Consider the following 25,671-nt stretch of genomic DNA (forward strand, 5'->3'; position numbering starts at 1 on the left):
TAGGTACACCACAGTATATACGAGCCTTCTCTCTCATACAGTGACGGCTCGTTTTTGTATACCCAAAGGGGGATTACGTATGAATAAAGAAATGCGCGATCTGCCGCGCCCGCAAGGCCTGTACGATCCGTCTTATGAACACGATGCCTGCGGCATCGGTATCGTTGCCAATATAAAGGGGAAAAAATCATACGGCATCATCGACGATGCCCTGACAATCCTGGAAAACCTCCGTCACCGCGGTGCCGAAGGGGCTGACGCCAACAGTGGCGACGGCGCCGGCATCCTGGTCCAGATTCCACACCAGTTCTTCAAGCGCGAATGTGAAGTCCTGGGCTTTTCCCTTCCCGACGAAGGCGAATACGGCGTCGGCATGATTTTTGCCCATCGCTATGAAACATTCCGTCATAAACAGATGGAAGCCTTTGAAGACATCGTCCGCTCCGAAGGCCTGTCCATCCTCGGCTGGCGTGATGTCCCTGTCGATGAAAGCCTGATCGGCAACATTGCCAAACAGACGTGTCCTCATTTCCTGCAGGTCTTCATCCGCAAGGACCCGACCATGAAGACCCAGATGGACTTTGAACGGAAATTATACATCATCCGCAAGCTGGCAGAAAAAGCCATCGTCCCGGAAAGCCAGAAGAACGGCACGGACTTCTACATCGCCAGCCTGTCGTCGAAGACCATCGTCTATAAAGGCATGCTGACGTCCATGCAGCTGCGCCACTTCTTCCTCGACCTGTCGGACCTGGATTTCGTCACGTCCATGGCCCTCATCCATTCCCGTTTCAGTACCAATACCTTCCCCAGCTGGGCCCGGGCCCATCCGAACCGTTACATCGTCCACAACGGGGAAATCAACACCATCCAGGGCAACATCAACTGGCTCAACGCCCGTGAAGGCAAATCGAAATCGGACTTCTTCCCGGACATGGAAAAAGTCTTCCCCGTCGTCGACGATACGGGCAGCGACTCGTCCATGTTCGACAACTGCCTGGAATACCTGTACATGACAGGCCATTCCCTGCCCCATGCCATGATGATGATGATTCCGGAACCGTGGGAACGGGATCCGCTCATGAGCGACGAAAAGCGCGATTTCTACCGCTATCATAACTTCATGCTCGAACCGTGGGACGGCCCGGCTGCCATCGGCTTCTGCGACGGCACGGTCATCGGCGGCATGCTCGACCGCAACGGCCTGCGTCCGGCCCGTTACTATGTCACCCGCGACGACCGGGTCATCGTAAGCTCTGAAGTCGGCGTCGTCAACATCCCGCCGGAAGACGTCCTCTACAAGGGCCGCCTGGAACCGGGCAAGATGCTCCTCGTCGATACGCAGAAACAGCGCATCATCGACGACGACGAAATCAAGCACGAAATCGCGACGGAACACCCTTACGACGAATGGTATAAAGAACACATCGTCAACCTCGACGACCTCATGACGGGTCAGAACATCGCCAACAGCGATGCCATCATCCCTTATGACCTGAAGGAACAGGAAAAAGTCTTCGGCTATACCCAGGAAGATATGGACAAGGTCATCCTGCCCATGGCCCGCGATGCCCAGCACGCCATCGACTCCATGGGCGTCGACGTCCCCCTGGCCGTCCTCAACGACAAACCTCAGCTCCTCTACGATTACTTCAAGGAAAATTTCGCCCAAGTCACCAACCCGGCTATCGACGGTGTCCGCGAAAAGACGGTCATGTCGTCAGCTGTCATGGCCGGCAACGTCGCCAACATCATGGAACCGAACGAAGCGTCGACGGCAGCCTTGTACCTCAAAGGCCCGATTCTGACCAATGAACAGATGTCGGTCATCAAGTCCCTCATGACGCCGAAACTGCGGGCGGCTACGCTGTCCATGCTCTATCCCGTCAACAGCGGCGCTGAAGGCATGGAAACGGCCATCGAATCGCTCTGCATCGATGCCTTGAAGGCCATCAAGAACGGCGCCAACATCCTCGTCCTGTCCGATCGCGGCGTCAACTCGCGCATGGCCGCCATTCCGGCCCTCCTGGCCTCGGCAGCCCTGCACCATTATCTCATCGACAAGGCCGTCCGCTCCGACGTCGGCCTCATCCTGGAATCGGGCGAACCGCGCGAAGTTCATCATTTCTGTACCCTCATCGGCTACGGCATTACGGCTATCAACCCGTACATCGCCCTGGAATCCATCAAGGAACTCATTGCCAACAAGAAGCTCCAGAAAATCGATTACGAAACGGCCAAACAGAACTACATCGACGCCGCCGTCAAAGGCATCCTGGCCGTCATGTCCAAGATGGGCATTTCGACAGTCCACAGCTACCACGGCGCACAGATTTTTGAAGCCGTCGGCATCAAACAGGACCTGATCGACAAATATTTCTGCAACACGCCGTCCCGCATCGAAGGCCTGGGCATCGCTGAAATCGCCAAGGAAAACGCCCTGCGCCACCAAGAAGCGTACAGCACGGGAGATAAACTGGAACGGGGCGACTTCTACCAGTACCACAAGGGCGGCCAGCCGCACATCATCGACCCGGAAACGGTCCAGCTCCTGCAGAAAGCCGTCCAGACCGGCGACTACGCAACGTATAAAAAATACGCCGACCATGTCAACCGTCAGACTATTTTCCGCCTGCGCGACCTCCTGGATTTTGAATATCCTGCCGGCAGCAGCATCCCTATCGAAGAAGTCGAACCTGTCGATTCCATCGTCAAGCGCTTCCGCACGGGTGCCATGAGTTACGGCGCCCTCAGCAAGGAAGCCCATGAATGTGTCGCTACGGCCATGAACCGCCTGGGCGGCATGAGCAATACAGGCGAAGGCGGCGAAGACTCGGCCCGTTTCGATACGGAAACGAACGACCGCATCAAACAGGTCGCTTCGGCCCGTTTCGGCGTCACCAGCGACTATCTCATCCACGCCGATGAATTGCAGATCAAGTGCTCCCAAGGGGCTAAACCGGGCGAAGGCGGCCATCTGCCGGGCAATAAAGTCTATCCGGATATCGCCAAGACCCGTCATGCTACGACAGGCGTCGCCCTCATCTCGCCTCCGCCGCATCACGATATTTACTCCATCGAAGACCTGGCCGAACTCATCTTTGACCTCAAGAATGCCAACCGCAAGGCTACGATTGGCGTCAAACTGACGTCCGGAGCCGGCATCGGCACGATTGCCGCCGGTGTCGTCAAAGCCAAGGCCGACGATATCGTTGTCAGCGGTTACGACGGCGGGACCGGCGCTTCGCCGCGGACGAGCCTGCGCCATGCCGGCCTGCCCTGGGAAATCGGCCTGTCCGAAGTCCAGCAGACGCTGCTCCTCAACCGCCTGCGCGACCGCGTCACCCTGGAAGTCGACGGCAAACTGCTCACAGGCCGCGACGTTGCCATTGCCGCCCTCTTCGGCGCTGAAGTCTTCGGCTTCGGTACGGCACCGCTCCTGGCCATCGGCTGCCATATGCTGCGCGTCTGCCACCTCAACACCTGCCCGTACGGTGTCTGCACGCAGGACGAAAAACTGCGCAAACGCTTCAAGGGCAAACCGGAATATATCATCAACTTCATGCGCTTCGTCGCACAGGACCTGCGGGAAATCATGGCCCGCCTGGGCTTCCATACCATCGACGAAATGGTCGGCCGCTATGACTGCCTGAAACAGCGCGATCACTTCGGCAACTGGAAAGCCAAGACGGTCAACTTGAAGAACCTCCTGTACCGTCCGTACACGGATGCGTCGGTCGGCCAGCATTTCACGACGCCCCAGAACCACAAGATCAATACGACCCTGGATATGTCCAAACTGGTCCGCATGTGCCGGCCGGCCCTGGAAGAACAGAAACACATCCGGGCCCGCCTGCGCATCAAGAATACTGACCGCGTCACCGGGACCATCCTGGGCAGTGAAATCACCAAGCGCTACGGCGAAAAAGGCCTGGCCGAAGACACGATCATCTTGTCCTTCGTCGGCTCTGCCGGCCAGAGCTTCGGCGCCTTCATCCCTTGTGGCCTGACGCTGACCCTGGAAGGCGATGCCAACGACTACCTGGGCAAAGGCCTGTCGGGCGGCAAGATCATCGTATCGCCGCCGCGGGAATCGGTATTCCCTGCCGAAGATAACATCATCATCGGCAATGTCGCCTTCTACGGTGCCACCAGCGGCGAAGCCTACATCAGCGGCACAGCCGGTGAACGCTTCTGCGTCCGCAACAGCGGCATCAGTGCCGTCGTCGAAGGCGTCGGCAACCACGGCTGCGAATACATGACCGGCGGCCGGGTCCTCATCCTCGGCCAGACAGGGCGCAACTTTGCAGCCGGCATGTCCGGCGGCATCGCCTACGTCTACGACCTGGACCCGAATAAATGCAACACCGACCTGGTCAAACTGGAACCGCTCACCGACGACGACGAAAAAGCGGCTGTCAAAGCCATGCTGGAAAAACACGTCCACTACACGGACAGCAATCTGGGCCACATCCTCTTGGAAAACTGGGACGACACCGTCACTCACCTGACCAAAGTCATCCCTGAAGCCTATGAAGAAATGGTCGCCCTCATCGCCCAGGCAGAAGCCGAAGGCCATACCGACCAAGAAGCACACATGATTGCTTTTGAAAAGAAACACGGAAAGAACGGAAAGAAATAAAAAAAGGGGCTGTCGCGATGCGACAGCCCCTTTTTAGTGGTTAGTAGCTAGTGGCTAGGGGTTAGCGGAGGGTTTTAAATTTAAAGTCATCTTCTACAAACTATAAACTACATACTACAAACTATAAAGTGAAAAGGACCTCGCGTGATGACAAGCCCCTTTTTCGACGGCGGGTGCCCTACGTGGCGCCCCTACAGGGAATACCGCTTGAAAGCGGTATTCCCTTGCACCCCTTCCTCACCTCGTGTATACTTAGGATAATATGATTGCCCCAGGCAGAGGAGGTCTTAGTATGACAAAAACGCAGCATGGTATCGTGGCTTGTGTCATCGGTGCGACGACGTGGGGGTTCAATGGCGTTGTCAGTCAGTTCCTGCTCTCTCATTATCCTGTCGAGCCGTCCTGGCTGGCGTCGATACGCATGTGCCTGGCCGGGTTGTTCCTGACGCTCATGGTACTGCCGACGAAGCGGGCCGAGATACGCCAGATGCTGCACGACCCGGTCAGTCTGCGCCACTTGGTCCTGTTTGCCCTATTCGGCCTCATCTTGAGCCAGTTCTCGTATTTATCGGCCATAAAGAACTCGAACGCCGGCACGGCGACGGTCCTGCAGACCCTGAGTGTCGTCCTCATGTCGCTCTATTTAGCCGTCCGCTTCCATAAACGGCCGACAGGGCGGGAAATCCTGTCGGTCTTCCTGGCCTTTGGCGGCGTCTACCTGGCTGCGACCAACGGCAACCCGTCGACGATGGTCATTTCTCCGTTAGGCCTGACCTGGGGCCTCATCGGCGCCATCGCCTGTGTCACCTATCCTGTCCTGTCCCAGGGGCTGGCAGCTAATTGGGGAGCGGCCGTTGCCAACGGCCTGGGCATGATCATCGGCGGCGTTTTTCTCAGTCTGACCCTGCAGGTCTGGACGGTCTGGCCCGCATTGGACCTGACGGGCTGGCTGGCTGTTGCCTTTATCGTCATCATCGGCACGGCCCTGTCTTTTACGGCTTTTGTCACGGGTATCAGTGAAATCGGGCCGATGAAGGCGACTCTCCTGGGCACGCTGGAACCGGTCGTCGCTTCAGTGACTTCGGCCATCGCCTTGGGTACGACGTTCCATACGGTTGAACTCATCGGCTATGCCTGCATCATCGCTACGGTCTTCATCATCATCTTGCAGAAGAAACCAGCTATTTCGTAATACGTACTTTTCGTGTATAATAAGAGATGAATAAATAATGTTTTTTTCATCTTTTGAGAAAGGTGTGTTACTATGATTATTGATGATGCCGGCGGCCTCGTCTTCCGCCCGCCCAGTGAAGCCCGCAGCTTCATCCTGCGCGTTACTATCGGCTGTTCCCACAATACCTGCCGTTTCTGCGATATGTACAAAGCGTCTAAATTCCGCATCCGTCCCATGGAAGAAATAGAAGGGATCATCGAGCGCGGCGCCTATGCCATGCCCTTCATCCGCCGGATTTTCCTGGCTGATGGCGATGCCCTGGTCCTGCCGACGGACAAACTCGTAGCCATCATGCAGAAATGCTACGAAAAATTCCCCAATCTGAACCGTATCGGTGCCTATGCGACTCCGGCTGACCTGGTCCGCAAGACGCCGAAAGAATTGAAGCGCCTCCGCGAAGCGGGCCTGGCCATCGTCTACATGGGCATTGAAAGCGGAGACGACGAAGTCTTGAAACTCGTCGATAAAGGGACGACAGCAGCCCTGACCATCGAAGCCGGGAAAAAAGCCCTGGCAGCAGGCATGAAGCTGTCGACGATGATTCTCCTCGGCCTGGGCGGTCAGGAACGGACCAAGGAACATGCCCTGCATACGGCCCAGGTCATATCGGCCATCAACCCGACCATGCTCAGCGCCTTGTCGCTCATTATTCCCCGCGAAGTACCGCTCTACCAGGATGTCGTCAATGGAACGTTTACCCCCCTGACAGCGCGGGGCTTCCTCCAGGAACTGGATATGATCCTGCGCCATACGGAAATGACCAAGCCCTGCATCTTCCGCAGCAACCACGTTTCCAATCTCCTGCCTGTCGGCGGCACCCTGCCGATGGATAAGGAAAAAATGCTGGCCACTTTGGAGCGCTACATCCCGCAAGTCGACGACACGCTGCCGCTCTTAAACGATAACGGCAATTTCTGATTTTTTGCTGGAGGTGTTGCCTCGTGAAAAAACTCTGTCTTTTGCTCTTCTTCTGCATCCTGTCGATTACAACGGTCTTTGCCGACGGCCCGCGCTTCGATAACATGCGCACTGTCGTCATTGCCGATACGACACAGGACAGCTACGCCGCCCGTTTCATGAAAAGCCGGCTGAAACAGCCGTTCCGCATCCCCTACTGGGACCGCATCGAAACGGATACAGCTCTGTCGCCGTCTGACGTCAACATCGACACGATGCGCGCCCTTTCGGCCCAGTATAAAGCCGACGTCGTCCTGGTCCCCGTCGTCCAGACCTGGTACTGGCGGCAGCACATGGCCGGGCTCTGGCGCTATGATGATGACGAAATCATCACGGAATCTCTCTATCACCTGACGGTATACGCCTACGATAAGCGGACCGATACCTTCAAGAGCTACAGCGACAAAGGCCGTGAAATCGAATCGGCATCTATCCTGAACGACCCCAACGAAATCCTGACGGAATCTATGGACCGCATTATGAAAAAGCTGCCCTATAAGCGCATCCCGACGGATATCGAAGACGTCGCAACGGGTGGAACGTCCTTGCAGACAAAAACCACCGAAGGCGGGGCTAAGATACTGACCAACACCTTCCCGCAGGCCATTTGAATTTAGTGGCTCGTGGCTCATAAAAAAGGGGCTGTCGCATGTGCGACAGCCCCTTTTTTGTGTTGTAGGGGCGACCCCCACAAACTTTCATTCATGCAAACGACACACATTCTTGTGGCGGGCTCGCCACGTGCGAGCCCCTACGTTAGAACGCTACTTTTTTATGAACTTTTATCTATAAGGTTTCCTATTTCATGCAGGCTGGTTTCTGCTTTTTGGTCATCGAAGGGTTCGCAGTGGACGCGGTTGCGTCCGGCTTCTTTGGCTTGATAGAGGAAACGGTCGGCTAAGGCGAACATCTTCCGCAGGTCGACGGCACCCCGGCAGAGGCCCCACGTATAGCCGCCGCTCATCGTCGGCTGGCGGGTCAAATCGTCAAAGGGCAAGTCCTTCAAGTGCCGCTGGAACCGCTCTACATCGTCCTGGAACGAAGGTTGATTCCGAAATGACAAAATCAGGAATTCATCGCCTCCATAGCGGTAGACACAATCATCCAGGAAGATATGGCGCAAAAGCCGACTGATGCCGGACAGGATATCATCGCCGAGTACGTGGCCATAGGTATCATTGAAAAATTTAAACCGGTCGATGTCGCAAATCATGACACAAATCGTCTGTCCTAAATACTGTTCAAAATCTTCCCGCAGGGCTTCGCGGTTCAGCAGCCCGGTCAGCTCATCGGTCCGGCTCCGCTGGTAAAACTCTTCATTACTGGACCGGAGGTGCATGCGTATCTGGGCAAAAGCCAGGGCCAGATGGCGCCGCGAAAAGATGATGACCAGACAAACCAGATAAAAGAGGACGATATCGTATTGGTCCTGCCAGGCAATCTGATGACCTGTCATGGCGATGACGGCAAAGGTCGTGACCAGATTGACGGCGACGATGGGAAACAAAACCTTGAGGTTATCGTAAATGGGCAGCAAATAGACCAGGATGAGCATGAGCAGGTATTCAAAGAAGAAACTGCTCCCGTCCTGGGTGCTGAAAAAAGTCAGGCACGCCAGGGATGAATTGATGAACAAAAAGATATAGACCAGATTTTCTAATATCTTTTCATTACGGACCGCTCCGTGCAGACATCGGTAGAAACCGGCAAAAAAGAGGACATTGACGCTAAAAATGATTCCATAGACTGCCGTTGCATTGATAGCCGGCAAGACGGCTCCGGCTGCATTGGGCGCATACGTACCGATGACCCCGGTCAGGGCGATGATGCACAGGAGGCAGGAAATGAAACTGCAGGCATAGAGATTATCCCGTATTTTCCGTTTCCTGAATTCCGGATCCGCCAAAATAGCCTGGATATCACCAAATGGCCCATGAAATATTTTATGTACATGTTTTCGTAAATATATAACAAATCTCATGAAAAAGCCCCCATTTGTCTATACTTATAGTATCAAAACAAATGGGGGCTTGCAAGTTTTACTCGATGACCTCAATGACTGCCCGGTACGGCTTCCATGAGCGTTTCGGCCTGAGCCTTCGCTTTTTCTTTGGTTTCATGAGCATCCATGTGGCGGGCAAAGATGCCGGCCAGGATAGAACCCGTTACCTGATGGATAGCCGCTCCGACGGCTGCCGGAATGGCGACGGCCGGGGCAAAGAAGACCGATACCAGCGAAATGGCCAGGGCGTCGTTCTGCATGCCGACTTCCAACGTGACCGAGTGCTGCTGTTTCTTGCCCAAGCCCAGCTTGCCTGTAACGAAATAGCCGATGAGGAAGCCGCCGAGATTGTGCAGGAGGACCATGAGGATGATGAAGATACCCATGTCCAGGATTTTAGCGCCATTGATGGCAATGACGCCGCCAACGATAACCAGGACGCCGAAAGCCGAAACGAGGACCAGGACCTTCGACAGGGAGGCAATATGTTTTTCTCCCATCAGGCGATGCGTCAACAAGCCGAGGACCAAGGGAACCAGGATGACTTTCATGACCGTCATGGCCATAGCCATAAAGGAAACTTCGACCCATTGGCCGGCCAGGCCCCAGACGATGAAAGGCATCATAATCGGCGCCAGCAAGGTCGAACACGTCGTAATGGAAACGGACAGGGGTACATCGGCCTTGGCCAGGAAACCCATGACATTTGACGCCGTCCCGCTGGGACAGGAGCCGAGGAGGATCATGCCGACGGCGATTTCCGGCGGCATTTCAAAGGCCAGGACCAGGGCATAGGCCAAGAGGGGCATAATCGTATAGTGAGCCGTACAGCCGATGAGGACTTCCTTCGGCCGCTGGACGATCAATTTGAAATCCCGGGCATGGAGCGTCATACCCATACCGAACATGATGACGCCTAACAAGAGGACCGTATGAGGAACCGCCCAGAGAAAGGCATTGGGCATGAAATAAGCCCAGATGACGACGAGAAAGACGATATACGTCAAATTCTTCCCAACAAAACCGCTCAACTTTCCAATGAAATCCATCATAGTCACGCACATCCTTTCTAAAATAAGACCTGACAAATACAAATACGCAAACGGTTTTGATGGAGCAAAAAAAAACTTTGCCTCTAAAAAGAGACAAAGTATTCACTCTGCGGTACCACTCTCATTGTCGTAATGACCACTTTTCCAGCATCTCCGGGACAGCCCATGTAATGCCTGGCAAGGTAACGGTTGCCTGCCGGCTGCGTCTACTAGCGAAATGCGTTCGGGCAGCAGCTCCTGGACGACTTCACGCCGGGATTCCATCCTGCCTCTCAGCCACCAGCAGGTCTCTGTCATGGTTTCCCAAACATTACTATTTCCATTCAACACTGTTCTGTATTTGTTGAAGCTTATTATACCGTGTCGCCCCCCCCGATGTGTCAATAATATTTTAAGCCGGTTATACGTTTTATTATTTAAGTTAAATGTTTAATCTTAAAATTCTATAATATTTCATGAACCTTTTTCTTCAATTCCGGCACGACGTCGGCTTCGAACCAGGGATTCCTGGCCTGCCAGCGGAAGTTGAGCGGACTGGGATGGACGATGGGGAAATAATCCGGCAAGTAAGCCTGATAATTCCGCACGGTCTCCGTCAGGTTGCGTTCCGTCCGGCCTTTCAAATAATAGTCGATGGCGTACTTGCCGACGAGGATGGTCAGTGCCAGGTCCGGCATGAGTTGCAGAATTTCACGATGATATTCCTGGGCGATGAACCGTCTCGGCGGTTTGTCGCCCGTTTTGGCTTTGCCCGGATAGTAGAAATCCATAGGCATAATGGAAATGGCCGGCGAATAGAAAGTCTGGCTGTCAATGCCCATCCAGGCCATCAGCTTTTCACCGGACTTGTCATGGAAGGGAATCCCCGATTCTTCGACCTTCTTGCCCGGAGCCTGACCGATGATCAATATTCTCGCTTCCTCGTGGATTTGAAAAATAGGACCGATGCCGCGGGCCGTATACGACGCGTTCCGTTCGTCCGTTTTTAATTGATCAATGATCTCCTGCAAATGCATAAAAACGCCTCCTAAATAGTAAAGAGCCTGCCATGATACACGAATAGGCTGTGGTCGAACATCACCACGGGCCGCCCTGGCCGGGACGGCCCCTACGCAGGCGGCAGATAGCCGCGTTATTTTTCATCGCCTGTATGCGATGCCGTAGGGGACGCCTGTCTAAGGCGTCCCGCCGTGAATCCTGTAAATGATTGGAATATATGACAAGTGGCACATTGTCGTAATACCATCATCAGACGATTAAATGATAATAAATAATAGGTATGAACAGGGCTGGCAGGAAGTCGGCTACTTTCAGCTTCGTCAACTGGAACATGTTGAGGGCAATACCCAGGATCATGACACTGCCGACGGCATTCAATTCCCGGATGACATCGGGTGTCATGAGGGGCATGATGAAGGTCGCCAACAGATAGAAAAAGCCCTGATAGATGAAGAGGACGATGCCGACGGGAACGACGCCCAAGCCGTAAAGGGTCCCAAAAATGAAAGAAGACGTAAAGTCCAGGGCGCTCTTGAAATAGAGAAGGTCATGACTCCCCAAGGCCGCCTGGATAGGGCCGAGGATGGCCATGGCGCCGATGACCTGCATGATGGATAAGGTGACGAAGCCCCGGACGAACCGCGAATCATCGCCGTGGCCCATGCGTTTCTTGAGAAATTCGCCGAAGCGGTTCATGCCATCTTCGATGCCGATAGCCGTCCCGACGAGGGTACCGATGATCATGCTGGCCAATACGAGGAGCAGATTCTGGCTCTGGACGGCTCCTTGTATGCCCATGATGGCGACGCACAGCGAAATGACACCAAAAATGGCCTTGGTAAAGCGCTCCGGTATGCCGCGCTTCAAAAGAAATCCCAGCAATGCCCCTAACGACGACGTCACGGCATTGACGATGACAGCGAACATGTACTTTCCCCCTGACAAGTGAATTTGTATCCATTATAGCAGAAAAAAGGCGCTGTCGCACGAAGACAGCGCCTTTTTTTAGCAGTTAGCAGCTAGCCGTTAGCAGTTAGTGGATGGCTTTGAATTTAAAGGCTTTCTATGTAAACTACAAACTCCATACTATAAACTATAAAGAGAATGGGAGCGCACATGATGGCAGAAGCCTTCGTGCGATAGTCTCTTTTAGCAGTTAGTGGATGGAATCGAATTTAATGGGCTGCTGTGGGCGATACGCTGGCAGCGGTTTTCTGGTCGGCTTCGTAGTTGGAGTCGAAGCGTTTGTTCAGGTAGTTGACGTAGAGATAGGCCAAGACGGCACCGGAGATGTTGTGCCATGCACTGAAGACGGCACCGGGTACGCCGGCCATAGGCAGGGATGCAAAGTGTGCTTTGGCCAGGCCCGTTGCCAAGCCGGAATTCTGCATGCCGACTTCGATGGACAAGGCAACCATTTTCTTCCAGCTCATGCCGCAGAGATGGCCGATAAAGAATCCCAGGGCATAGCCCAGGCAGTTGTGCAGGATGACGACCAGCAGGATGATGCCCGAACTGTTGAGGATAGCATCGCGGCTGGCTCCGATGATGCCGGCGATGAGGAAGGAAATAGCCAGGGCCGAAACAGCCGGCAGGTAATCCGTAGCCGTATCAGCCAGCTTCGGCAGGAAGCTCTTGACGATGAGGCCCAGAGCGATGGGGACGATGACGATCTGCAGGATCGATAAGAACATGCCGACCGGGTCAAAGGAGATGCGCTGACCGATGATGAGATACGTCAAAAGCGGCGTCATGATCGGCGAAATTAACGTCGATACACTGGTCATCGTGACCGACAAGGGTACGTCGCCTTTGCTCATAAAGGTGATGACATTAGACGACGTACCACCCGGGCAGGTCCCGACGAGGACGACGCCAACCGTCAGGGCCGGGTCGAGATGGAACAGCGTCGAAAGGACGTAGGCCAGGAAAGGCATGACGAAATACTGGGCACAGGCGCCAAAAAAGACATCTTTCGGCCGCTTGAGGACCAGGGCGAAATCGTGGACGCTCATAGTCATGCCCATGCCGAACATGATGACGCCGAGGAGGACGGAGAGAACGGAAATACCGCCCACCTTGCCGAGGACCCAAGAAAAGCTCGTCGGCAGGGTCATGCCGATGATGAGGAAGATGACGGCGATGACGCCGAAATATTTACCGATAAGGGCACAGACTTTTTTCATGATGAATACCTCTTTTTTAAAACAATATGTTTATAAATCCAAAAAAAAGGAACCTCCTGCCCCGATGGGGATTCTCCGCCATTCCGAAGAGGCCCGGCCAGGGCAAGAGGCTCATTGAAAGACTGATTATTTCATGACAGCGCCGGTATTGGCAGACGTGACAAGTTTCGCATAGCGGGACAAGTAACCGGTCTTGACCTTCGGTTCCGGCTGCTTCCATTCAGCTTTGCGTTTTGCCAATTCTTCATCGCTGACTTCCAGTTCCAATTTACGGTTGGGAATGTCGATGGAAATAGTGTCTCCGTCGTGGACCAGGGCCAGGGGGCCGCCTTCCATGGCTTCCGGCGAGATGTGGCCGATGCAGGCGCCGCGGCTGGCACCGCTGAAGCGGCCGTCGGTCAGGAGGGCGACTTTCAGGCCCATGCCGGTGATGACAGCTGTCGGGTTGAGCATTTCACGCATGCCCGGACCGCCTTTCGGGCCTTCGTAGCGGATGACGACGACGTGGCCTTCTTTGATTTCACCGCCGATGATAGCGGCAATGGCAGCTTCTTCCGAGTCATAGCATTTGGCCGCACCTTTATAGACCAGGAGGTCCGGTTCGACGGCACTTTCCTTGATGACCGAGCCGAGAGGCGCCAGGTTGCCTTTGAGGACGGCAATGCCGCCTTTATGCATATAGGCGTTTTCTACGGAATGGATGACGTCGTGGTTGAGGATCTTCACATCTTTGATGCGGTCGCCGACCGTGCCGGTAATGGTCTTGGCGTCGGTGTGGATGAGGCCCAACTTGGAGACTTCTTTCATGACAGCGCAGATGCCGCCGGCTTCATCGAGGTCCTGCATATGATACGTGCCGCCAGGGCTCATCTTGCAGATATAGGCCGCTTTACGGCTGATTTCGTCGAATTCATCGAGCGAGAGGTCGACGCCGGCTTCGTGGGCGATGGCCGGTAAATGGAGGGCCGTGTTGGTCGAACCACCGATAGCCATGTCGACGGCAATGGCGTTTTCAAAGGCTTCCAGGGTCATGATGTCGCGCGGCTTGATGTCTTTGCGGACCAAATCCATGACGACCTGGCCGGCTTTCTTAGCCAACATGCGGCGCAGGCCCGTATAGGCAGCGGGAATGGTGCCGTTGCCGGGAAGGCCCATGCCGAGGACTTCGGTCATGCAGTTCATGGTGTTGGCTGTGAACAAGCCGGAACAGGAACCGCAGCCCGGGCAGGCCTGGAATTCCATCTGGTGCATTTCTTCCGGTGTCATCTGGCCCGATTCGACTTTGCCAGCGGCTTCAAACATGGTGCTGACGCTGATGTTCTTGCCGTTATGACGGCCGGCGAGCATAGGACCGCCGCTGACGACGACTGTCGGGATGTTGAGGCGGCCGGCAGCCATGAGCATAGCCGGGACGATTTTATCGCAGTTCGGGATGAGTACCAGGCCATCAAAGGCATGAGCTGTCGCTACGGCTTCAATGGAGTCACAGATCAGTTCACGGCTGGACAAGGAAAAGCTCATGCCGCGATGACCCATGGCGATACCGTCGCAGACGCCGATGGACGGGAATTCAATCGGCGTACCGCCGGCAGCGGCAACGCCGAGCTTGGCAGCTTCGGCAATTTCGCGCAAATGGATATGGCCGGGAATGATTTCATTGAAGGCATTACAGATACCGATCAACGGTTTCTGTAAATCTTCATCGCTATAGCCCATAGCATGGAACAACGTACGATGGGCGGTTCGGGTAACGCCCTTTTTAACAACATCACTGCGCATGGTATTCATCCTTTCTCTACATATCCTTGACGGCCATTTCGCCGCGGGACAGGGAAATCTGCCCGGTCCGGGCGATTTCAATAATATCATAATCTTTCAGCATTTCTAAGAGAGCCTCGATATGGTCTTCCCGGCCTGTCAGGCGCAGGACCAGGGAACGGCGCTGGACGTCGACGATCTTGGCGTTGAAGAGCTGGGCGATATTGGTCAGTTCTTCGCGGGTCTGCGGCGTCGGGCTCTGGACTTTGATCATAGCCAGTTCATAACTGATGAACGGCGCATCGTCGAGGTTGACGACTTTGATGACGTCGATGAGCTTGGCCAGCTGGTTGACGGCCTGGTCGAGTTCCCAGCGGTTTTCGACGGAAACGACGATGTTGATACGCGTTACGTCAGCTTCTTCCGTATAGCCGGCGTTGATACATTCAATATTAATGGCTCTGCGGCTGATCAGGCCGGCGACGTGCGTCAGGACGCCCGGTTTATTGTCGCAGAGAATAGCAAGATGTTGTCTCATCATTTCCCTTCACCTCCCAATACCATCTGGTCCAGGCGTTTGCCGCCAGGAACCATGGGATAGACATTTTCATCAGCCGGGATGAAGACGTCGAGCAGTGCCGGCCCTTCCGTCTTGAACAGATTTTCAACGGCTTTAGCCAGGTCTTCCGGCTTGTGGACAGCCTTCCCGGGAACGCCCATGGACGCGGATACAGCCGTCAAATCGGGGTTATCCCCAATCAGCGATTCGGCACAGTGGCCATTGTAGAACATGCGCTGCCACTGATTGACCATGCCCAGGACGTTGTTGTGGAGGACGATGGTCTTGACATCAACGCCATATTTATGAAGGGTGGCGAATTCCTGGCAGTTCATCATGATACTGCCGTCGCCAGTGAACAAGACGACTTTCGACTTAGGACAGCCTAATTTAGCACCCAGGGCTGCCGGCAGGCCATAGCCCATAGTACCCAGGCCGCCGGAAGTGACGAACCGGCGGGGCTTGTTCAAGTTGAAGAACTGAGCCGCCCACATCTGATGCTGACCGACGTCGGTGACGACGATGGTGTCGTCGTCGGTCCACTTCTGGACTTCTTCAAAGAGCTTCTGCGGCGAAACGGCATCGGGAAGGTCCCGCGTGGCAAAGGGATGAGCGGCCTTCATATCGAGGACGAAAGTCCGCCATTCGCTATAGCGGTCCGCCAGATGCGTTTTATGAGCTGCCAGCTTTTCGTCGAGGAGCGGCAGGGACCAGCGGAGGTCGCCGTTGACGCTGATGTCGGCGTGGACGATTTTATTGATTTCTACTTTATCGATATCGAAGTGGACGATCTGCGCGTTCGGCGCGAAATTTTCGACGTCGCCAGTGACGCGGTCATCGAATCGGGCGCCGATGGCGACCAGGAGGTCGCATTTCGTAACGGCCATATTGGCAGCGTACGAGCCATGCATGCCGACCATGCCCAGGTGAGCGTCATACGTATCGGGGACGCAGCCCTTGCCCATGAGGGTCGTGACGACAGGGACATGCATCTGCTGGACGATATGTTTCAAGCGGTCCGACATGTTGGAAAGGACGACGCCGCCACCGGTAAGGATGACCGGGCGCTTTGCCTTTTCAATGGCTTCGACGGCGCGGTCGACATCGGCTTCATTGCCGACGTGATGGCCCTGGTAGCCGCGCAGATGGACTTCTTCGGGATATTCAAATTCAAAAGGTGTATCGAATACATCCTTGGCAATATCGACAAGGACCGGCCCGGGCCGGCCTGTGGTTGCGATGTAAAAGGCTTCTTTCAAGACCCGGGGCAATTCCTTGACGTTCTTCACTAAATAGTTGTGTTTCGTAATCGGTGTGGTAATACCGGAGATATCAGCTTCCTGGAAGGAATCGCGCCCAATAAGGGGCGTCGCTACCTGGCCGCTGATGACGACGAGGGGGATGGAATCCATGTTGGCCGTGGCAATGCCTGTAACCATGTTGCAGACGCCAGGACCGGACGTAGCAAAGCAGACACCGGGCCGACCCGTAGCGCGGGCATAACCGTCAGCGGCGTGGACAGCTCCCTGTTCGTGGCCTGTCAGGATATGGGGAAATTTGGCTTTATATAATTCATCATATAACGTCAGGACAGCCCCGCCGGGATAGCCGAAGACGACTTGTACCTGTTCACGTTTCAAGCATTCGATCACTGCTTGTGCTCCGGTCATTTTCATCTCATTCACCTCATCATAAAACATGACTCATACTTACAAAGAAGCTATTCTTCAATCAACCCGCTTCTTGGGTTTGATGTCTGAAGTTTGATGTTAAAGGTTATTTCCAACTTCAAACTCCAAACATCCAACTTCAAACTATGTCTTAATCGTTCTGGTCGTTGTTGTGGAGCCACGGCATCATGGCACGGAGTTTTTCACCGACCTGTTCGAGCGGATGTTCCGCATGCTGACGGCGCATAGCCAGGAAGTGAGCGCGGCCGCCGGCTTTGTTTTCGAGGAGCCAATCTTTGGCGAAAGCACCGGACTGGATGTCGTTGAGGACTTCTTTCATGGCTTTCTTCGATTCCTGGGTTACGACACGCGGGCCAGCCGTGTAATCGCCGTATTCAGCCGTGTCGCTGATGGATTTGCGCATCTTAGCCATGCCGCCTTCGTACATAAGGTCGACGATCAACTTCATTTCATGGAAGGTTTCAAAATAAGCGATTTCCGGCTGATAACCAGCTTCGCAAAGGGTTTCAAAACCGTTGGTGATGAGCTGGCAGATGCCGCCGCAGAGGACTGCCTGTTCACCGAAGAGGTCCGTTTCCGTTTCTTCCTGGAAGGTCGTCTGGATGACGCCGGCACGGGTACCGCCGATGCCGCGGGCATAAGCCAAAGCGAGGTCGAAGCATTTACCGGAAGCATCCTGTTCGACTGCGAAGACGTCGGGGACGCCGCCGCCTTCTACGAATGTACGGCGTACGAGATGGCCCGGGCCTTTCGGAGCGACCATGAAGACGTCGACATCAGCCGGCGGGACGATCTGTTTGAAGTGAACGTTGAAGCCGTGTGCAAAAGCGAGAGCACTGCCGGATTTCAAGTTCGGAGCGATTTCCGTTGCATATACGTCAGCCTGTTTTTCGTCCGGAATGAGGACCATCGTGACGTCAGCATCTTTAACAGCTTCGGCAACGGTCTTGACTTCGAGGCCGGCTTCTTTGGCTTTTTCAACCGATTTGCTGCCTTTATACAAGCCGACGACGACGTCGACGCCGCTGTCCTTGAGGTTCAATGCATGAGCATGACCCTGGCTGCCATAACCGATGACGGCAACTTTTTTGCCTTTCATAACATCCCAATTTACGTCCTGATCATAAAATACTTTTGCCATAATAACATCTCTCCTTGAGTATAAAATAATTTATTCTCGTTGGGATTTAGAGATTCGTCGAAAGAGGCCAACAAAAAAACTCCGCCCCTCACTGAGGGACGGAGTACTATTCCGCGATACCACCCTGATTCCCGGCGCATTACTGCAGCCAGGCTCTCTACAACGTACCAACATACGCGTTTCCTATAACGTGGAAAAATCGTCAGTGCTTAATCTTGCTTCAGCACTTCTCTTCGGGGATGATTTTCAATCGCCATTCATTACCGGCTCGCACCAGCCGCCGGTTCTCTGGGAATGTCCGGACGAACTACTCTTTCCCGTCATCAGATTTCACTATATGCTTTTGCGAACCTTTATCGTTGTGGCCCGTTTGAAAAGCTTGAACACATTCTACAAAATGCTGTGCCGTTTGTCAATGCTTTTTTGGAATTTTTCCGAAAAAAGTTTGGTTAAACGTTTACTTGCCTAAGATTCTTAAGCCTTGCAATTGCCCAGATACCACTTCACAAACTGCTGAGCAATGCGGCCATTGCGGCCGGAATGTTCCATTTCCCAGCGGACGCCTTCGACACGAAGCTCTTCCGGGTCCAGGGTAATGCCAGCTTTTTTCAGTTCATGAGCGATGATCTGCAAGTATTCATCCTGCGTCGGCGCCGAGTAATGGAGGATGAGGCCAAAGCGGTCCGACAGGGAAATCGACTCGTTCGTACTGTCGTCGCGGTAGACTTCATCCAGTTCGTCGTTGCGGTCGCGCCAGGTTTCCTTCAAGAGGTGGCGGCGGTTCGATGTTGCATAAATAAGCACGTTTTTCGGTTGCGGCGTAACGCCGCCGTCGATGGCCGACTTGAGGTATTTATACTCTTTTTCATTTTCGTCAAAAGAGAGGTCGTCCAGGAAGAGGATGAACTTCTTGCTGCCAATGTCGCCGAGCCGTTCCATGAGCTGCTGCAAATTATGGAGCTGGCCGCGCTGGACCTGGATGAGGCGCAGGCCCTGTTCATGATAGCGGCAGACCAGGGCTTTGACAGCCGTCGACTTGCCCGTCCCGCGGGAACCCGTCAGGAGGACGTTATTGGCCGCCCGGTCAGCCAGGAAAGCCGTCGTATTGGCCAGGAGCTTTTCTTTCTGGGCCGCATAGCCGATGAGGTCATCCCAGGCGAGATGGGGGAAATTCTCGATGCCTACGAGGTCCCCGGCTTCACCGATGCGGAAGGCCATGAACTGTGCCAGTTTGCCCCGGCCGTATACTGCATAATGATGCAGTAAGACTTTCGTCGCTTCTTCTGGTGTCGACGCCGCCATGAGAGCCGTTTCCAAGGTCTGGACATAGCCGTAGACTTTCGGGACAGCCGGTTCGTAGTTGTCGAGGAAATCGACGCCGAGGAAGTCGGAAGCGGCCTTTTGCAGATACGGCCAGAGCAGGGTCATATCCAAGAGCAGGGCCTTGGTCATGCCCGTGCCGGCCTTGCCCGACCGTTCAATGGCTTCGGCAGCGACCGTATCGCCTTCCCCCAAGAGATAGAGGAAATATTGGCGCAGGATATTGCCGCTCAGGCCCAGCTGTTCCGCCCGTTCCAAGAGGACCGCTGCCGCTTCATGCTTGCCAAAGGGATTATCCCCCTGTTCCTGGACAGCCAGCAGGGCCTTGATGACGGGATCCTGTAAAAAATTGCGGCATACGACGAGACCGCGCAGACTTTTATTTTCCATGTAGAAACCTCCCTATCAGCTTATATACATTTGAGCCATTATACCGCCGCCAGGCCACGGCAGTCAAGGAAGTTCCGTCATATTTATACAGTAAAAGGTTTTACCTGACTAATTTATCTAACGCAGAGCATCGGCCATCTGGCACATGCGGACGATGGGTTTGACGTCATGGACGCGGACAATCGCGCAGCCGGCCAGGACGCCAGCGACACAGGTCGTCCCGGTCCCTTCCATCCGTTCCGTAACCGGCAGGTCGAGGATCTTGCCGATAAAGCCCTTGCGGCTCGTCCCCAGGAGCATGGGATACGGCAGGCCTGTCAGATCCCGCAAGTGCTTCATGACGTAGACATTCTGGTCAAAGGTCTTGCCAAAACCGATGCCCGGGTCGGTGATGATCTGGTCCTGGCTCATGCCGGCCTGGTCAGCAATGATGGCCGAGCGGATGAAGAAGCGCTTCATATCCTCGATGATGTCGCCGTATTCCGTACCGTCCTGGTTATGCATGACGACGACAGGGACGCCGTATTTTGCGGCTACAGCGGCCATCTGTCCCGGTTCCGGCGCATACTGGAGGCCCCAGATATCATTCATGATATGGGCGCCCGTACGCATGGCATAGTCTGCCGTTTCCGCCTTGTACGTATCGACAGAAATGGGGACCGGGCAGGCTTTGACAAGGCGCGGCAAAATCGTTTCCAGCCGGGAAATCTCTTCGGCTGCCGAAATCGGCGTAAAACCCGGCCGTGACGATTCGGCGCCGATGTCGATAATATCCGCCCCTTCGGCTACCATTTCTTCCATGTGCTTCAAGGCTACATCGGCATTATTCCATTTCCCGCCGTCAGAAAAAGAATCAGGCGTATAATTGAGGACGCCCATGACCAGCGTCCGTTCCCCGACAGTCAGGGATTTTCCATCTTTCCAATGATAATGACGAACTTCCACAATAATTCCTCCCAACAAAAAAAAGAGATAACGAAGGCGCCCAAAAGGACGCACAGTCGTTATCTCTAAAAAATCAAGTCCGTAACCTGTACGTTACCCGTTCATTATAGCAAAAGAAGCGTATCCTCACAAGTAAACGAAAAATCCAACTACTATACTAGTTAGAATTCCTATTTTCTACAATGCGTACTACTATACTAGTCAGAATTATAGAGAAATGTATCCCTCCCACATTTGTAAATTTTTGCAACGCCCTCAGGATTATTAAATATGTGAAAAATGGCAGTTTGTTGACGTAAAGTAACTTCATGATATACTAAAGATGGTTTTATCTTTATGGTTTCTATGCAAAGGGGGATTCATCATAATGAAAAAAACGCCTGTTATCTTCACCGGTCATGGCAGTCCGATGCTGGCTATCGATGAAAACGACTTGACGCGCGAAATGCAGCGCGTCGGCGCAGACGTTCTAACCAGTGAGGACAGACCGAAAGCCATCCTGGCCATCTCGGCCCATTGGTATGTCCCAGGCACGTATATCCAGAGTGCCGACAAGCCGCGTCAAATCTACGACATGTACGGCTTCCCAGAAGAGCTTTATCAGCTCCAATACCCAGCCAAGGGCTGTTCGGAACTGACCCAGGACGTCTGCCAACTTTTGGGCAATGACGTTTCTATCGACGATTCATGGGGTATCGATCACGGAACATGGAGTGTTATGGTCCACATGTTCCCCAACGCGCCCATCCCAGTCGTCCAGCTTTCTGTAAACAGCACGTTTACACCGGACCAATGCTTTGAACTCGGCCAGAAACTCGCCCCGCTCCGCGAAAAAGGCTACCTCATCTGGGCCAGTGGCAACATCGTCCACAACCTGCGCCGCGTCGAATGGAACAAGCGCGGCGGCTCCGAAGCCGCCAAACACTTCAACCAGGATATCGTCGATAATGTCATCGCCGGCAACATCGACAACATCATCCACTACGAAAACCACGAACACGCAGCCTACGCCGTGCCGACACCGGAACACTATCTGCCCCTGCTCTATTGCCTGGGCGCCGCCGGAACGGATAAAGCTACACCATTCAATAATACCTGCACCTTGGGATCCATGGCTATGACCGGATTCGTCTGGGCGTGAAAAAAGGGCTTGTCGTCATACGACAGGCCCTTTTTGAGTTGTTAGTGGCTAGTGGTTCGGGGTTAGCGGATAGTTTTAAATTTAAAGGTTTTCTCTGCAAACTACAAACTCTGTGCTACAAACTATAAAGTAAACGGGGCGGCGCATGATGGCAGAAGCCTTTGCAAATCCATTCTGAATCATAAATATTGCTGAACGACATTGAAAATATTCCATACCGATTCACTGTTAGTTACATTTCCGCCACCTTTGTAAGGGCCATTGTCAAACCGATAGCCGTACCACCAGGAGCCTTCATCATGATTGAACAGGAATTCTTCTATTGAAATAACCCGGTCCCACTTAACCTTTTTAACTTTCACATGGATTTTTCCGCCAATTAAACGATACATCGAATCCGTGTCAACATAGGCCTGCGTCCCGTCGTGATACGTATAAGCCCAAACGTCTTCAGCAAATACACTCCCAGCTCCCAAAGTCAAGCACAAAAAAGTAAATCCTGCAACTATCCCTCTCTTCAGATTCACCATAGTCAACCTTCTTTCTCATTTGTTATTTATTATAATTATATATAAAAATTATTACATTGTACATATATTATAATATTTTCCGTTAAAAAAATATATTTTTTATCTTCATCATCGTCTGTACTCAGAAGTAACGTTCCCTTAATAAGGTTCTATTTTATAAAAAAATCCAACATGATATAAAAACTACCATGTTGGACTTTTTATGGTTCTCAATATTTATCATTTTTAGTACGCTTATAAAGGAATGGTCCCGACAATAATTGCCGTAAAGAGAATGACCAGCGATACAAGCCATGCCCACAAAAAGGTATGTTTTTGATGTTCGCCTAAATCAATTCCTGTGAGCCCAATCAATAAGAATGTTGCCGGTGTAAGTGGGGAAATAGGGAACCCTAAGGTCATTTCCCCAGCAATAGCCGCCCGGCCTAAGTCTACTCCAGCCAAGCCAACGGCATCTGCGGCTTGTGCCAAAACTGGCAAAACAGCAAAATAAAAACTATCTGGGTCAAACAAAAGACTAGCCGGCATTGAAATGACCCCAATAATAACAGCAAAATGGGGAGCTAAAGATTCTGGCATGATTTCTACCAAGCCATTTGCCATCGCACTAATCATCCCTGAACCTTTCATGATTCCTGTAAAAATCCCTGCTGCAAATAAGACACTGGCCATCATTAATGCTTCTTTCGCATGAGCATCAATCAATTTTCCTTGTAATTTTACATCAGGGTAATTAACAATAAGCATGACGACCAAGGCAGCCATAAAACAACCTACAGGAGGCAAGGTGCCTTCAACCATAAGTGCAACAGTCACAATGATTAGAATGAGATTGAACCAAAAAAGTTTTGGTCTGCGTAACACTTGCTCCTCTTCTGATAATACAGCTGGCGCTACACTGATGCTGGCTAATTCAGTTCCTAATCGGCGTTTTTCCTTCATTCCAAAAAAGGCTGCAATTGCAATCCCACATGCCATCCCTGCAATCTGCGGTACAATCATAGGATTAAACAAATCCATAACAGGTATATCCAATGACGTTGCAGCTCGTAAAGTCGGCCCGCCCCAAGGCAACATATTCATTGTCCCAGCACCTAAAGCAACAATAGTGGCTAAAATCCGGCGATCCATTTTTAGTTTCTCATAAATAGGGAGCAACGCCGGTATAACAATCAAAAAAGTGGCAGCCCCTGAACCATCTAAATGTGCAAACATAGTAATGACATAGGTTCCGATACAAACTTTAACAGGATTTGAACCCACAATGCCTACAATTTTATTAACAATTTTTTCAAATACGCCTGCATCGCCTAGAATAGTAAAAAATAAAACTGCAAAAATGAACATGGCTCCAGTCGGAGCTACATTCTTAATTCCAGCAAGCATATATTTTCCTAGGTCACTACCTTGCCCTAAAAAAAGACATGCAACGATAGGAATTGCAATTAATGCTGACATCGTCGACAATTTTTTTGTCATAATCGATGCTAAGACGAGTAAAATCGTAATCAGTCCAACAATTGCTAACATCTTAAACCTCCTTATCCTGATTCAACCGGACTCTTATAAGAAAGAGTCCGGGAATCATGGTAATCCAGAATATCAGTCAGTAGTTGCCTTCGTAAAATACGAAACATCGTCGGGACTTAAATGAAGGAGGTTCGACAGTACATCTCCCGTATCTTTCCCTAATGTCGGTGCTTTCACATAGGTATAGGGGTCGGCTTCAGTCATTTTAACAGGGTTCCCAGTAACCCGCATCTTACCTTCAACAGGATGATCTATTTCACAAATCATCTGTCGTGCTTTGGCAATATGCTCGTCATTAACGACATCTGCTACGTCATGAATAGGCGCACAAGGAACACCGTGAGCTCGAAGCAATGTAATGATATCTTTAGCCGTATGCTGTTTGGTCCAACCAGTGACCATCGCATTCAATTCATCTTTTTGATTTGCCCGATCTTTATTCAACTTAAAACGTTCATCAGCAAACCAATCATCATGTTCGGTAGCTTCACAAAAACGTTTCCAGATGGCATCATTACCAACCCCTATGACAATCCATTTATCCGAAGCTTCAAAAGAATCATATGGATAAATAAATTCATAACGGTTGCCAGCACGTTTAGGAATACGTCCCTCTACCATATAAATTTCAGTAATGGTTTCCATTGCGCTAACAGAACAATCGACAAGGCCGATATCAACGTATTCACCGTGATGCTGCGTATTCCGGCCCTGCAATGCTGCCAAGATTCCAATGCAACAGTTCAAGCCACCTAATACATCACCAATAGCAGTACCTGTACGAGTTGGCGGCGAATCAGGCCAACCAGTAACACTCATCATACCGCTTAAAGCTTGAGCAATAACGTCATATCCAGGAAGCAGTCGATAAGGCCCAGTTTGTCCAAATCCAGAAATAGAGGCAAAGACAATATTAGGATTCAATCTTTTAACTTCCTCATAAGAAAATCCCATTTTCGCAATAGTTCCAGGTTTAAAATTTTCTACAAAGACATCCGAAATCTTTATTAGCTTACGCAGCACATCTTTTGCTTTTTCATCATGCAAATCAAGTTTTATGCTTTTTTTATTACGATTTAAATTCGCATAATAAGCACTAATTCCCTTATCAAAAGGAGGGTAGGCACGACTGTCATCTCCTCTAGGGGATTCTATCTTAATAACTTCAGCACCCATATCTGCCAATAACATCGTACAATATGGTCCTGATAAAACACGAGTGAGGTCTAGGACACGAATGCCCTGTAACGGTTTGGCCATAACATCCATCTCCTATTCATCATCAATTTCAATATACATACGTAAAAGCGCCGCTTCCATACATTTTCCTAAGGTATCCAAACGTAAGGATCGAGTAGCACCGCCATCAAGAGCATGATGCATAACAAAATTAAACCCATCTAATTGCGGAACATCATATCGTGTAACATCGCCAAAAACAAGTCCTTCAAAATGGCGGCGTACCCGTTCTGGTGTCAACTGTTCTGCCATCGCTTTATAGTATTTGGGTTCACGGGCGTAAATACAAATATTGGACGTATCACTTTTATCTCCACAACGACCATGTGCAATATCTTTTAACTGTACTTTCATG

20 protein-coding genes and 2 other annotated features are annotated in these 25,671 nt (G+C 52.2%); of the genes, 5 read left to right on the plus strand and 15 right to left on the minus strand.

Annotation, left to right across the window (positions count from 1 at the left end; genetic code table 11):
* Window positions 1-79: 79 nt before the first annotated feature.
* The 4 genes from gltB to ACFCTO_RS03105 all read left to right on the plus strand — a co-directional run bounded on the left by gltB (window position 80) and on the right by ACFCTO_RS03105 (window position 7,444).
* On the plus strand, window positions 80-4,642 hold the full coding sequence (gltB, locus tag ACFCTO_RS03090) for a glutamate synthase large subunit (protein WP_294026034.1): 4,563 nt from the start codon (window positions 80-82) through the stop codon (window positions 4,640-4,642).
* Between the two features lie 292 nt (window positions 4,643-4,934).
* Window positions 4,935-5,834, plus strand: a complete 900-nt coding sequence (locus ACFCTO_RS03095) for a DMT family transporter (protein ID WP_294026037.1) — start codon at window positions 4,935-4,937, stop codon at window positions 5,832-5,834.
* A gap of 72 nt (window positions 5,835-5,906) precedes the next feature.
* On the plus strand, window positions 5,907-6,794 hold the full coding sequence (locus tag ACFCTO_RS03100) for a radical SAM protein (RefSeq protein WP_499876376.1): 888 nt from the start codon (window positions 5,907-5,909) through the stop codon (window positions 6,792-6,794).
* A gap of 23 nt (window positions 6,795-6,817) precedes the next feature.
* A complete protein-coding gene (locus ACFCTO_RS03105) occupies window positions 6,818-7,444 on the plus strand; it encodes a hypothetical protein (protein ID WP_292300009.1) in 627 nt (208 codons plus the stop codon).
* A 161-nt stretch (window positions 7,445-7,605) separates the two neighbouring features.
* Here the strand turns inward: ACFCTO_RS03105 and ACFCTO_RS03110 are convergent, their stop codons facing one another.
* The 11 genes from ACFCTO_RS03110 to folP all read right to left on the minus strand — a co-directional run bounded on the left by ACFCTO_RS03110 (window position 7,606) and on the right by folP (window position 20,876).
* Complete coding sequence (locus tag ACFCTO_RS03110) at window positions 7,606-8,814, minus strand: GGDEF domain-containing protein (RefSeq protein ID WP_481324778.1); 1,209 nt, start codon at window positions 8,812-8,814, stop codon at window positions 7,606-7,608.
* A gap of 71 nt (window positions 8,815-8,885) precedes the next feature.
* Window positions 8,886-9,887 (minus strand): bile acid:sodium symporter family protein, encoded by a 1,002-nt coding sequence (locus ACFCTO_RS03115; RefSeq protein ID WP_292300004.1) that lies wholly within the window; start codon window positions 9,885-9,887, stop codon window positions 8,886-8,888.
* Between the two features lie 86 nt (window positions 9,888-9,973).
* Window positions 9,974-10,223, minus strand: a binding site (T-box leader).
* Window positions 10,224-10,330: 107 nt separating this feature from the next.
* Window positions 10,331-10,903: a uracil-DNA glycosylase family protein gene (locus ACFCTO_RS03120; protein ID WP_370843000.1), complete on the minus strand. Its 573-nt coding sequence runs from the start codon at window positions 10,901-10,903 to the stop codon at window positions 10,331-10,333.
* Between the two features lie 232 nt (window positions 10,904-11,135).
* The gene (locus ACFCTO_RS03125) at window positions 11,136-11,813 is read right to left on the minus strand and encodes a DUF554 domain-containing protein (RefSeq protein WP_020723685.1); all 678 of its coding nucleotides are present in this window, start codon (window positions 11,811-11,813) and stop codon (window positions 11,136-11,138) included.
* A gap of 248 nt (window positions 11,814-12,061) precedes the next feature.
* Window positions 12,062-13,072, minus strand: a complete 1,011-nt coding sequence (locus ACFCTO_RS03130) for a bile acid:sodium symporter family protein (RefSeq protein WP_481324776.1) — start codon at window positions 13,070-13,072, stop codon at window positions 12,062-12,064.
* A gap of 126 nt (window positions 13,073-13,198) precedes the next feature.
* Window positions 13,199-14,851, minus strand: coding sequence for a dihydroxy-acid dehydratase (gene ilvD / locus ACFCTO_RS03135; protein ID WP_499876377.1), 1,653 nt, complete (start codon window positions 14,849-14,851; stop codon window positions 13,199-13,201).
* A gap of 16 nt (window positions 14,852-14,867) precedes the next feature.
* Window positions 14,868-15,371, minus strand: coding sequence for an acetolactate synthase small subunit (gene ilvN / locus ACFCTO_RS03140; RefSeq protein ID WP_020310610.1), 504 nt, complete (start codon window positions 15,369-15,371; stop codon window positions 14,868-14,870).
* Complete coding sequence (gene ilvB, locus ACFCTO_RS03145) at window positions 15,368-17,065, minus strand: biosynthetic-type acetolactate synthase large subunit (RefSeq protein ID WP_499876378.1); 1,698 nt, start codon at window positions 17,063-17,065, stop codon at window positions 15,368-15,370. The genes ilvN and ilvB overlap by 4 nt, the downstream gene beginning before the upstream one ends.
* Window positions 17,066-17,210: 145 nt before the next feature.
* Window positions 17,211-18,221: a ketol-acid reductoisomerase gene (gene ilvC / locus ACFCTO_RS03150; RefSeq protein ID WP_308536944.1), complete on the minus strand. Its 1,011-nt coding sequence runs from the start codon at window positions 18,219-18,221 to the stop codon at window positions 17,211-17,213.
* 91 nt (window positions 18,222-18,312) lie between these two features.
* Window positions 18,313-18,554, minus strand: a binding site (T-box leader).
* 141 nt (window positions 18,555-18,695) lie between these two features.
* Window positions 18,696-19,931: an ATP-binding protein gene (locus ACFCTO_RS03155; RefSeq protein WP_481324773.1), complete on the minus strand. Its 1,236-nt coding sequence runs from the start codon at window positions 19,929-19,931 to the stop codon at window positions 18,696-18,698.
* Between the two features lie 117 nt (window positions 19,932-20,048).
* A complete protein-coding gene (gene folP / locus ACFCTO_RS03160; protein ID WP_020310614.1) occupies window positions 20,049-20,876 on the minus strand; it encodes a dihydropteroate synthase in 828 nt (275 codons plus the stop codon).
* A 367-nt stretch (window positions 20,877-21,243) separates the two neighbouring features.
* Here folP and ygiD point away from each other — a divergent pair, with 367 nt between their 5' ends.
* Entirely contained in the window at window positions 21,244-22,017 is a 774-nt protein-coding gene (gene ygiD / locus ACFCTO_RS03165; RefSeq protein WP_020310616.1) for a 4,5-DOPA-extradiol-dioxygenase, read from the plus strand.
* 179 nt (window positions 22,018-22,196) lie between these two features.
* On the opposite strand, the gene ACFCTO_RS03170 is transcribed toward ygiD, so the two are convergent.
* The 4 genes from ACFCTO_RS03170 to ACFCTO_RS03185 all read right to left on the minus strand — a co-directional run bounded on the left by ACFCTO_RS03170 (window position 22,197) and on the right by ACFCTO_RS03185 (window position 25,670).
* Window positions 22,197-22,547: a hypothetical protein gene (locus ACFCTO_RS03170; protein ID WP_298675340.1), complete on the minus strand. Its 351-nt coding sequence runs from the start codon at window positions 22,545-22,547 to the stop codon at window positions 22,197-22,199.
* A gap of 234 nt (window positions 22,548-22,781) precedes the next feature.
* Window positions 22,782-24,077 carry a CitMHS family transporter gene (locus tag ACFCTO_RS03175; RefSeq protein WP_292300493.1) on the minus strand — a complete coding sequence of 432 codons (1,296 nt, stop codon included), beginning with the start codon at window positions 24,075-24,077 and terminating at the stop codon, window positions 22,782-22,784.
* A 72-nt stretch (window positions 24,078-24,149) separates the two neighbouring features.
* Window positions 24,150-25,337, minus strand: a complete 1,188-nt coding sequence (locus tag ACFCTO_RS03180; RefSeq protein ID WP_292300492.1) for a CaiB/BaiF CoA transferase family protein — start codon at window positions 25,335-25,337, stop codon at window positions 24,150-24,152.
* Between the two features lie 12 nt (window positions 25,338-25,349).
* On the minus strand, window positions 25,350-25,670 hold the full coding sequence (locus tag ACFCTO_RS03185) for an AtuA-related protein (protein ID WP_230583075.1): 321 nt from the start codon (window positions 25,668-25,670) through the stop codon (window positions 25,350-25,352).
* Window position 25,671 lies beyond the last annotated feature (1 nt).

It is taken from the genome of Megasphaera indica, assembly GCF_046614755.1.
GTDB lineage: Bacteria > Bacillota > Negativicutes > Veillonellales > Megasphaeraceae > Megasphaera > Megasphaera intestinihominis.

What these genes read in the sequence shown, in the direction of transcription:
- gltB (WP_294026034.1), top strand. Translation starts at nt 80, where the DNA reads ATGAATAAAGAAATGCGCGATCTGCCGCGCCCGCAAGGCCTGTACGAT.
- ACFCTO_RS03095 (WP_294026037.1), top strand. Translation starts at nt 4,935, where the DNA reads ATGACAAAAACGCAGCATGGTATCGTGGCTTGTGTCATCGGTGCGACG.
- ACFCTO_RS03100 (WP_499876376.1), top strand. Translation starts at nt 5,907, where the DNA reads ATGATTATTGATGATGCCGGCGGCCTCGTCTTCCGCCCGCCCAGTGAA.
- ACFCTO_RS03110 (WP_481324778.1), bottom strand. Translation starts at nt 8,814, where the DNA reads ATGAGATTTGTTATATATTTACGAAAACATGTACATAAAATATTTCAT.
- ACFCTO_RS03115 (WP_292300004.1), bottom strand. Translation starts at nt 9,887, where the DNA reads ATGATGGATTTCATTGGAAAGTTGAGCGGTTTTGTTGGGAAGAATTTG.
- ACFCTO_RS03120 (WP_370843000.1), bottom strand. Translation starts at nt 10,903, where the DNA reads ATGCATTTGCAGGAGATCATTGATCAATTAAAAACGGACGAACGGAAC.
- ACFCTO_RS03125 (WP_020723685.1), bottom strand. Translation starts at nt 11,813, where the DNA reads ATGTTCGCTGTCATCGTCAATGCCGTGACGTCGTCGTTAGGGGCATTG.
- ACFCTO_RS03130 (WP_481324776.1), bottom strand. Translation starts at nt 13,072, where the DNA reads ATGAAAAAAGTCTGTGCCCTTATCGGTAAATATTTCGGCGTCATCGCC.
- ilvD (WP_499876377.1), bottom strand. Translation starts at nt 14,851, where the DNA reads ATGCGCAGTGATGTTGTTAAAAAGGGCGTTACCCGAACCGCCCATCGT.
- ilvN (WP_020310610.1), bottom strand. Translation starts at nt 15,371, where the DNA reads ATGATGAGACAACATCTTGCTATTCTCTGCGACAATAAACCGGGCGTC.
- ilvB (WP_499876378.1), bottom strand. Translation starts at nt 17,065, where the DNA reads ATGAAAATGACCGGAGCACAAGCAGTGATCGAATGCTTGAAACGTGAA.
- ilvC (WP_308536944.1), bottom strand. Translation starts at nt 18,221, where the DNA reads ATGGCAAAAGTATTTTATGATCAGGACGTAAATTGGGATGTTATGAAA.
- ACFCTO_RS03155 (WP_481324773.1), bottom strand. Translation starts at nt 19,931, where the DNA reads ATGGAAAATAAAAGTCTGCGCGGTCTCGTCGTATGCCGCAATTTTTTA.
- ygiD (WP_020310616.1), top strand. Translation starts at nt 21,244, where the DNA reads ATGAAAAAAACGCCTGTTATCTTCACCGGTCATGGCAGTCCGATGCTG.
- ACFCTO_RS03170 (WP_298675340.1), bottom strand. Translation starts at nt 22,547, where the DNA reads ATGGTGAATCTGAAGAGAGGGATAGTTGCAGGATTTACTTTTTTGTGC.
- ACFCTO_RS03175 (WP_292300493.1), bottom strand. Translation starts at nt 24,077, where the DNA reads ATGTTAGCAATTGTTGGACTGATTACGATTTTACTCGTCTTAGCATCG.
- ACFCTO_RS03180 (WP_292300492.1), bottom strand. Translation starts at nt 25,337, where the DNA reads ATGGCCAAACCGTTACAGGGCATTCGTGTCCTAGACCTCACTCGTGTT.
- ACFCTO_RS03185 (WP_230583075.1), bottom strand. Translation starts at nt 25,670, where the DNA reads ATGAAAGTACAGTTAAAAGATATTGCACATGGTCGTTGTGGAGATAAA.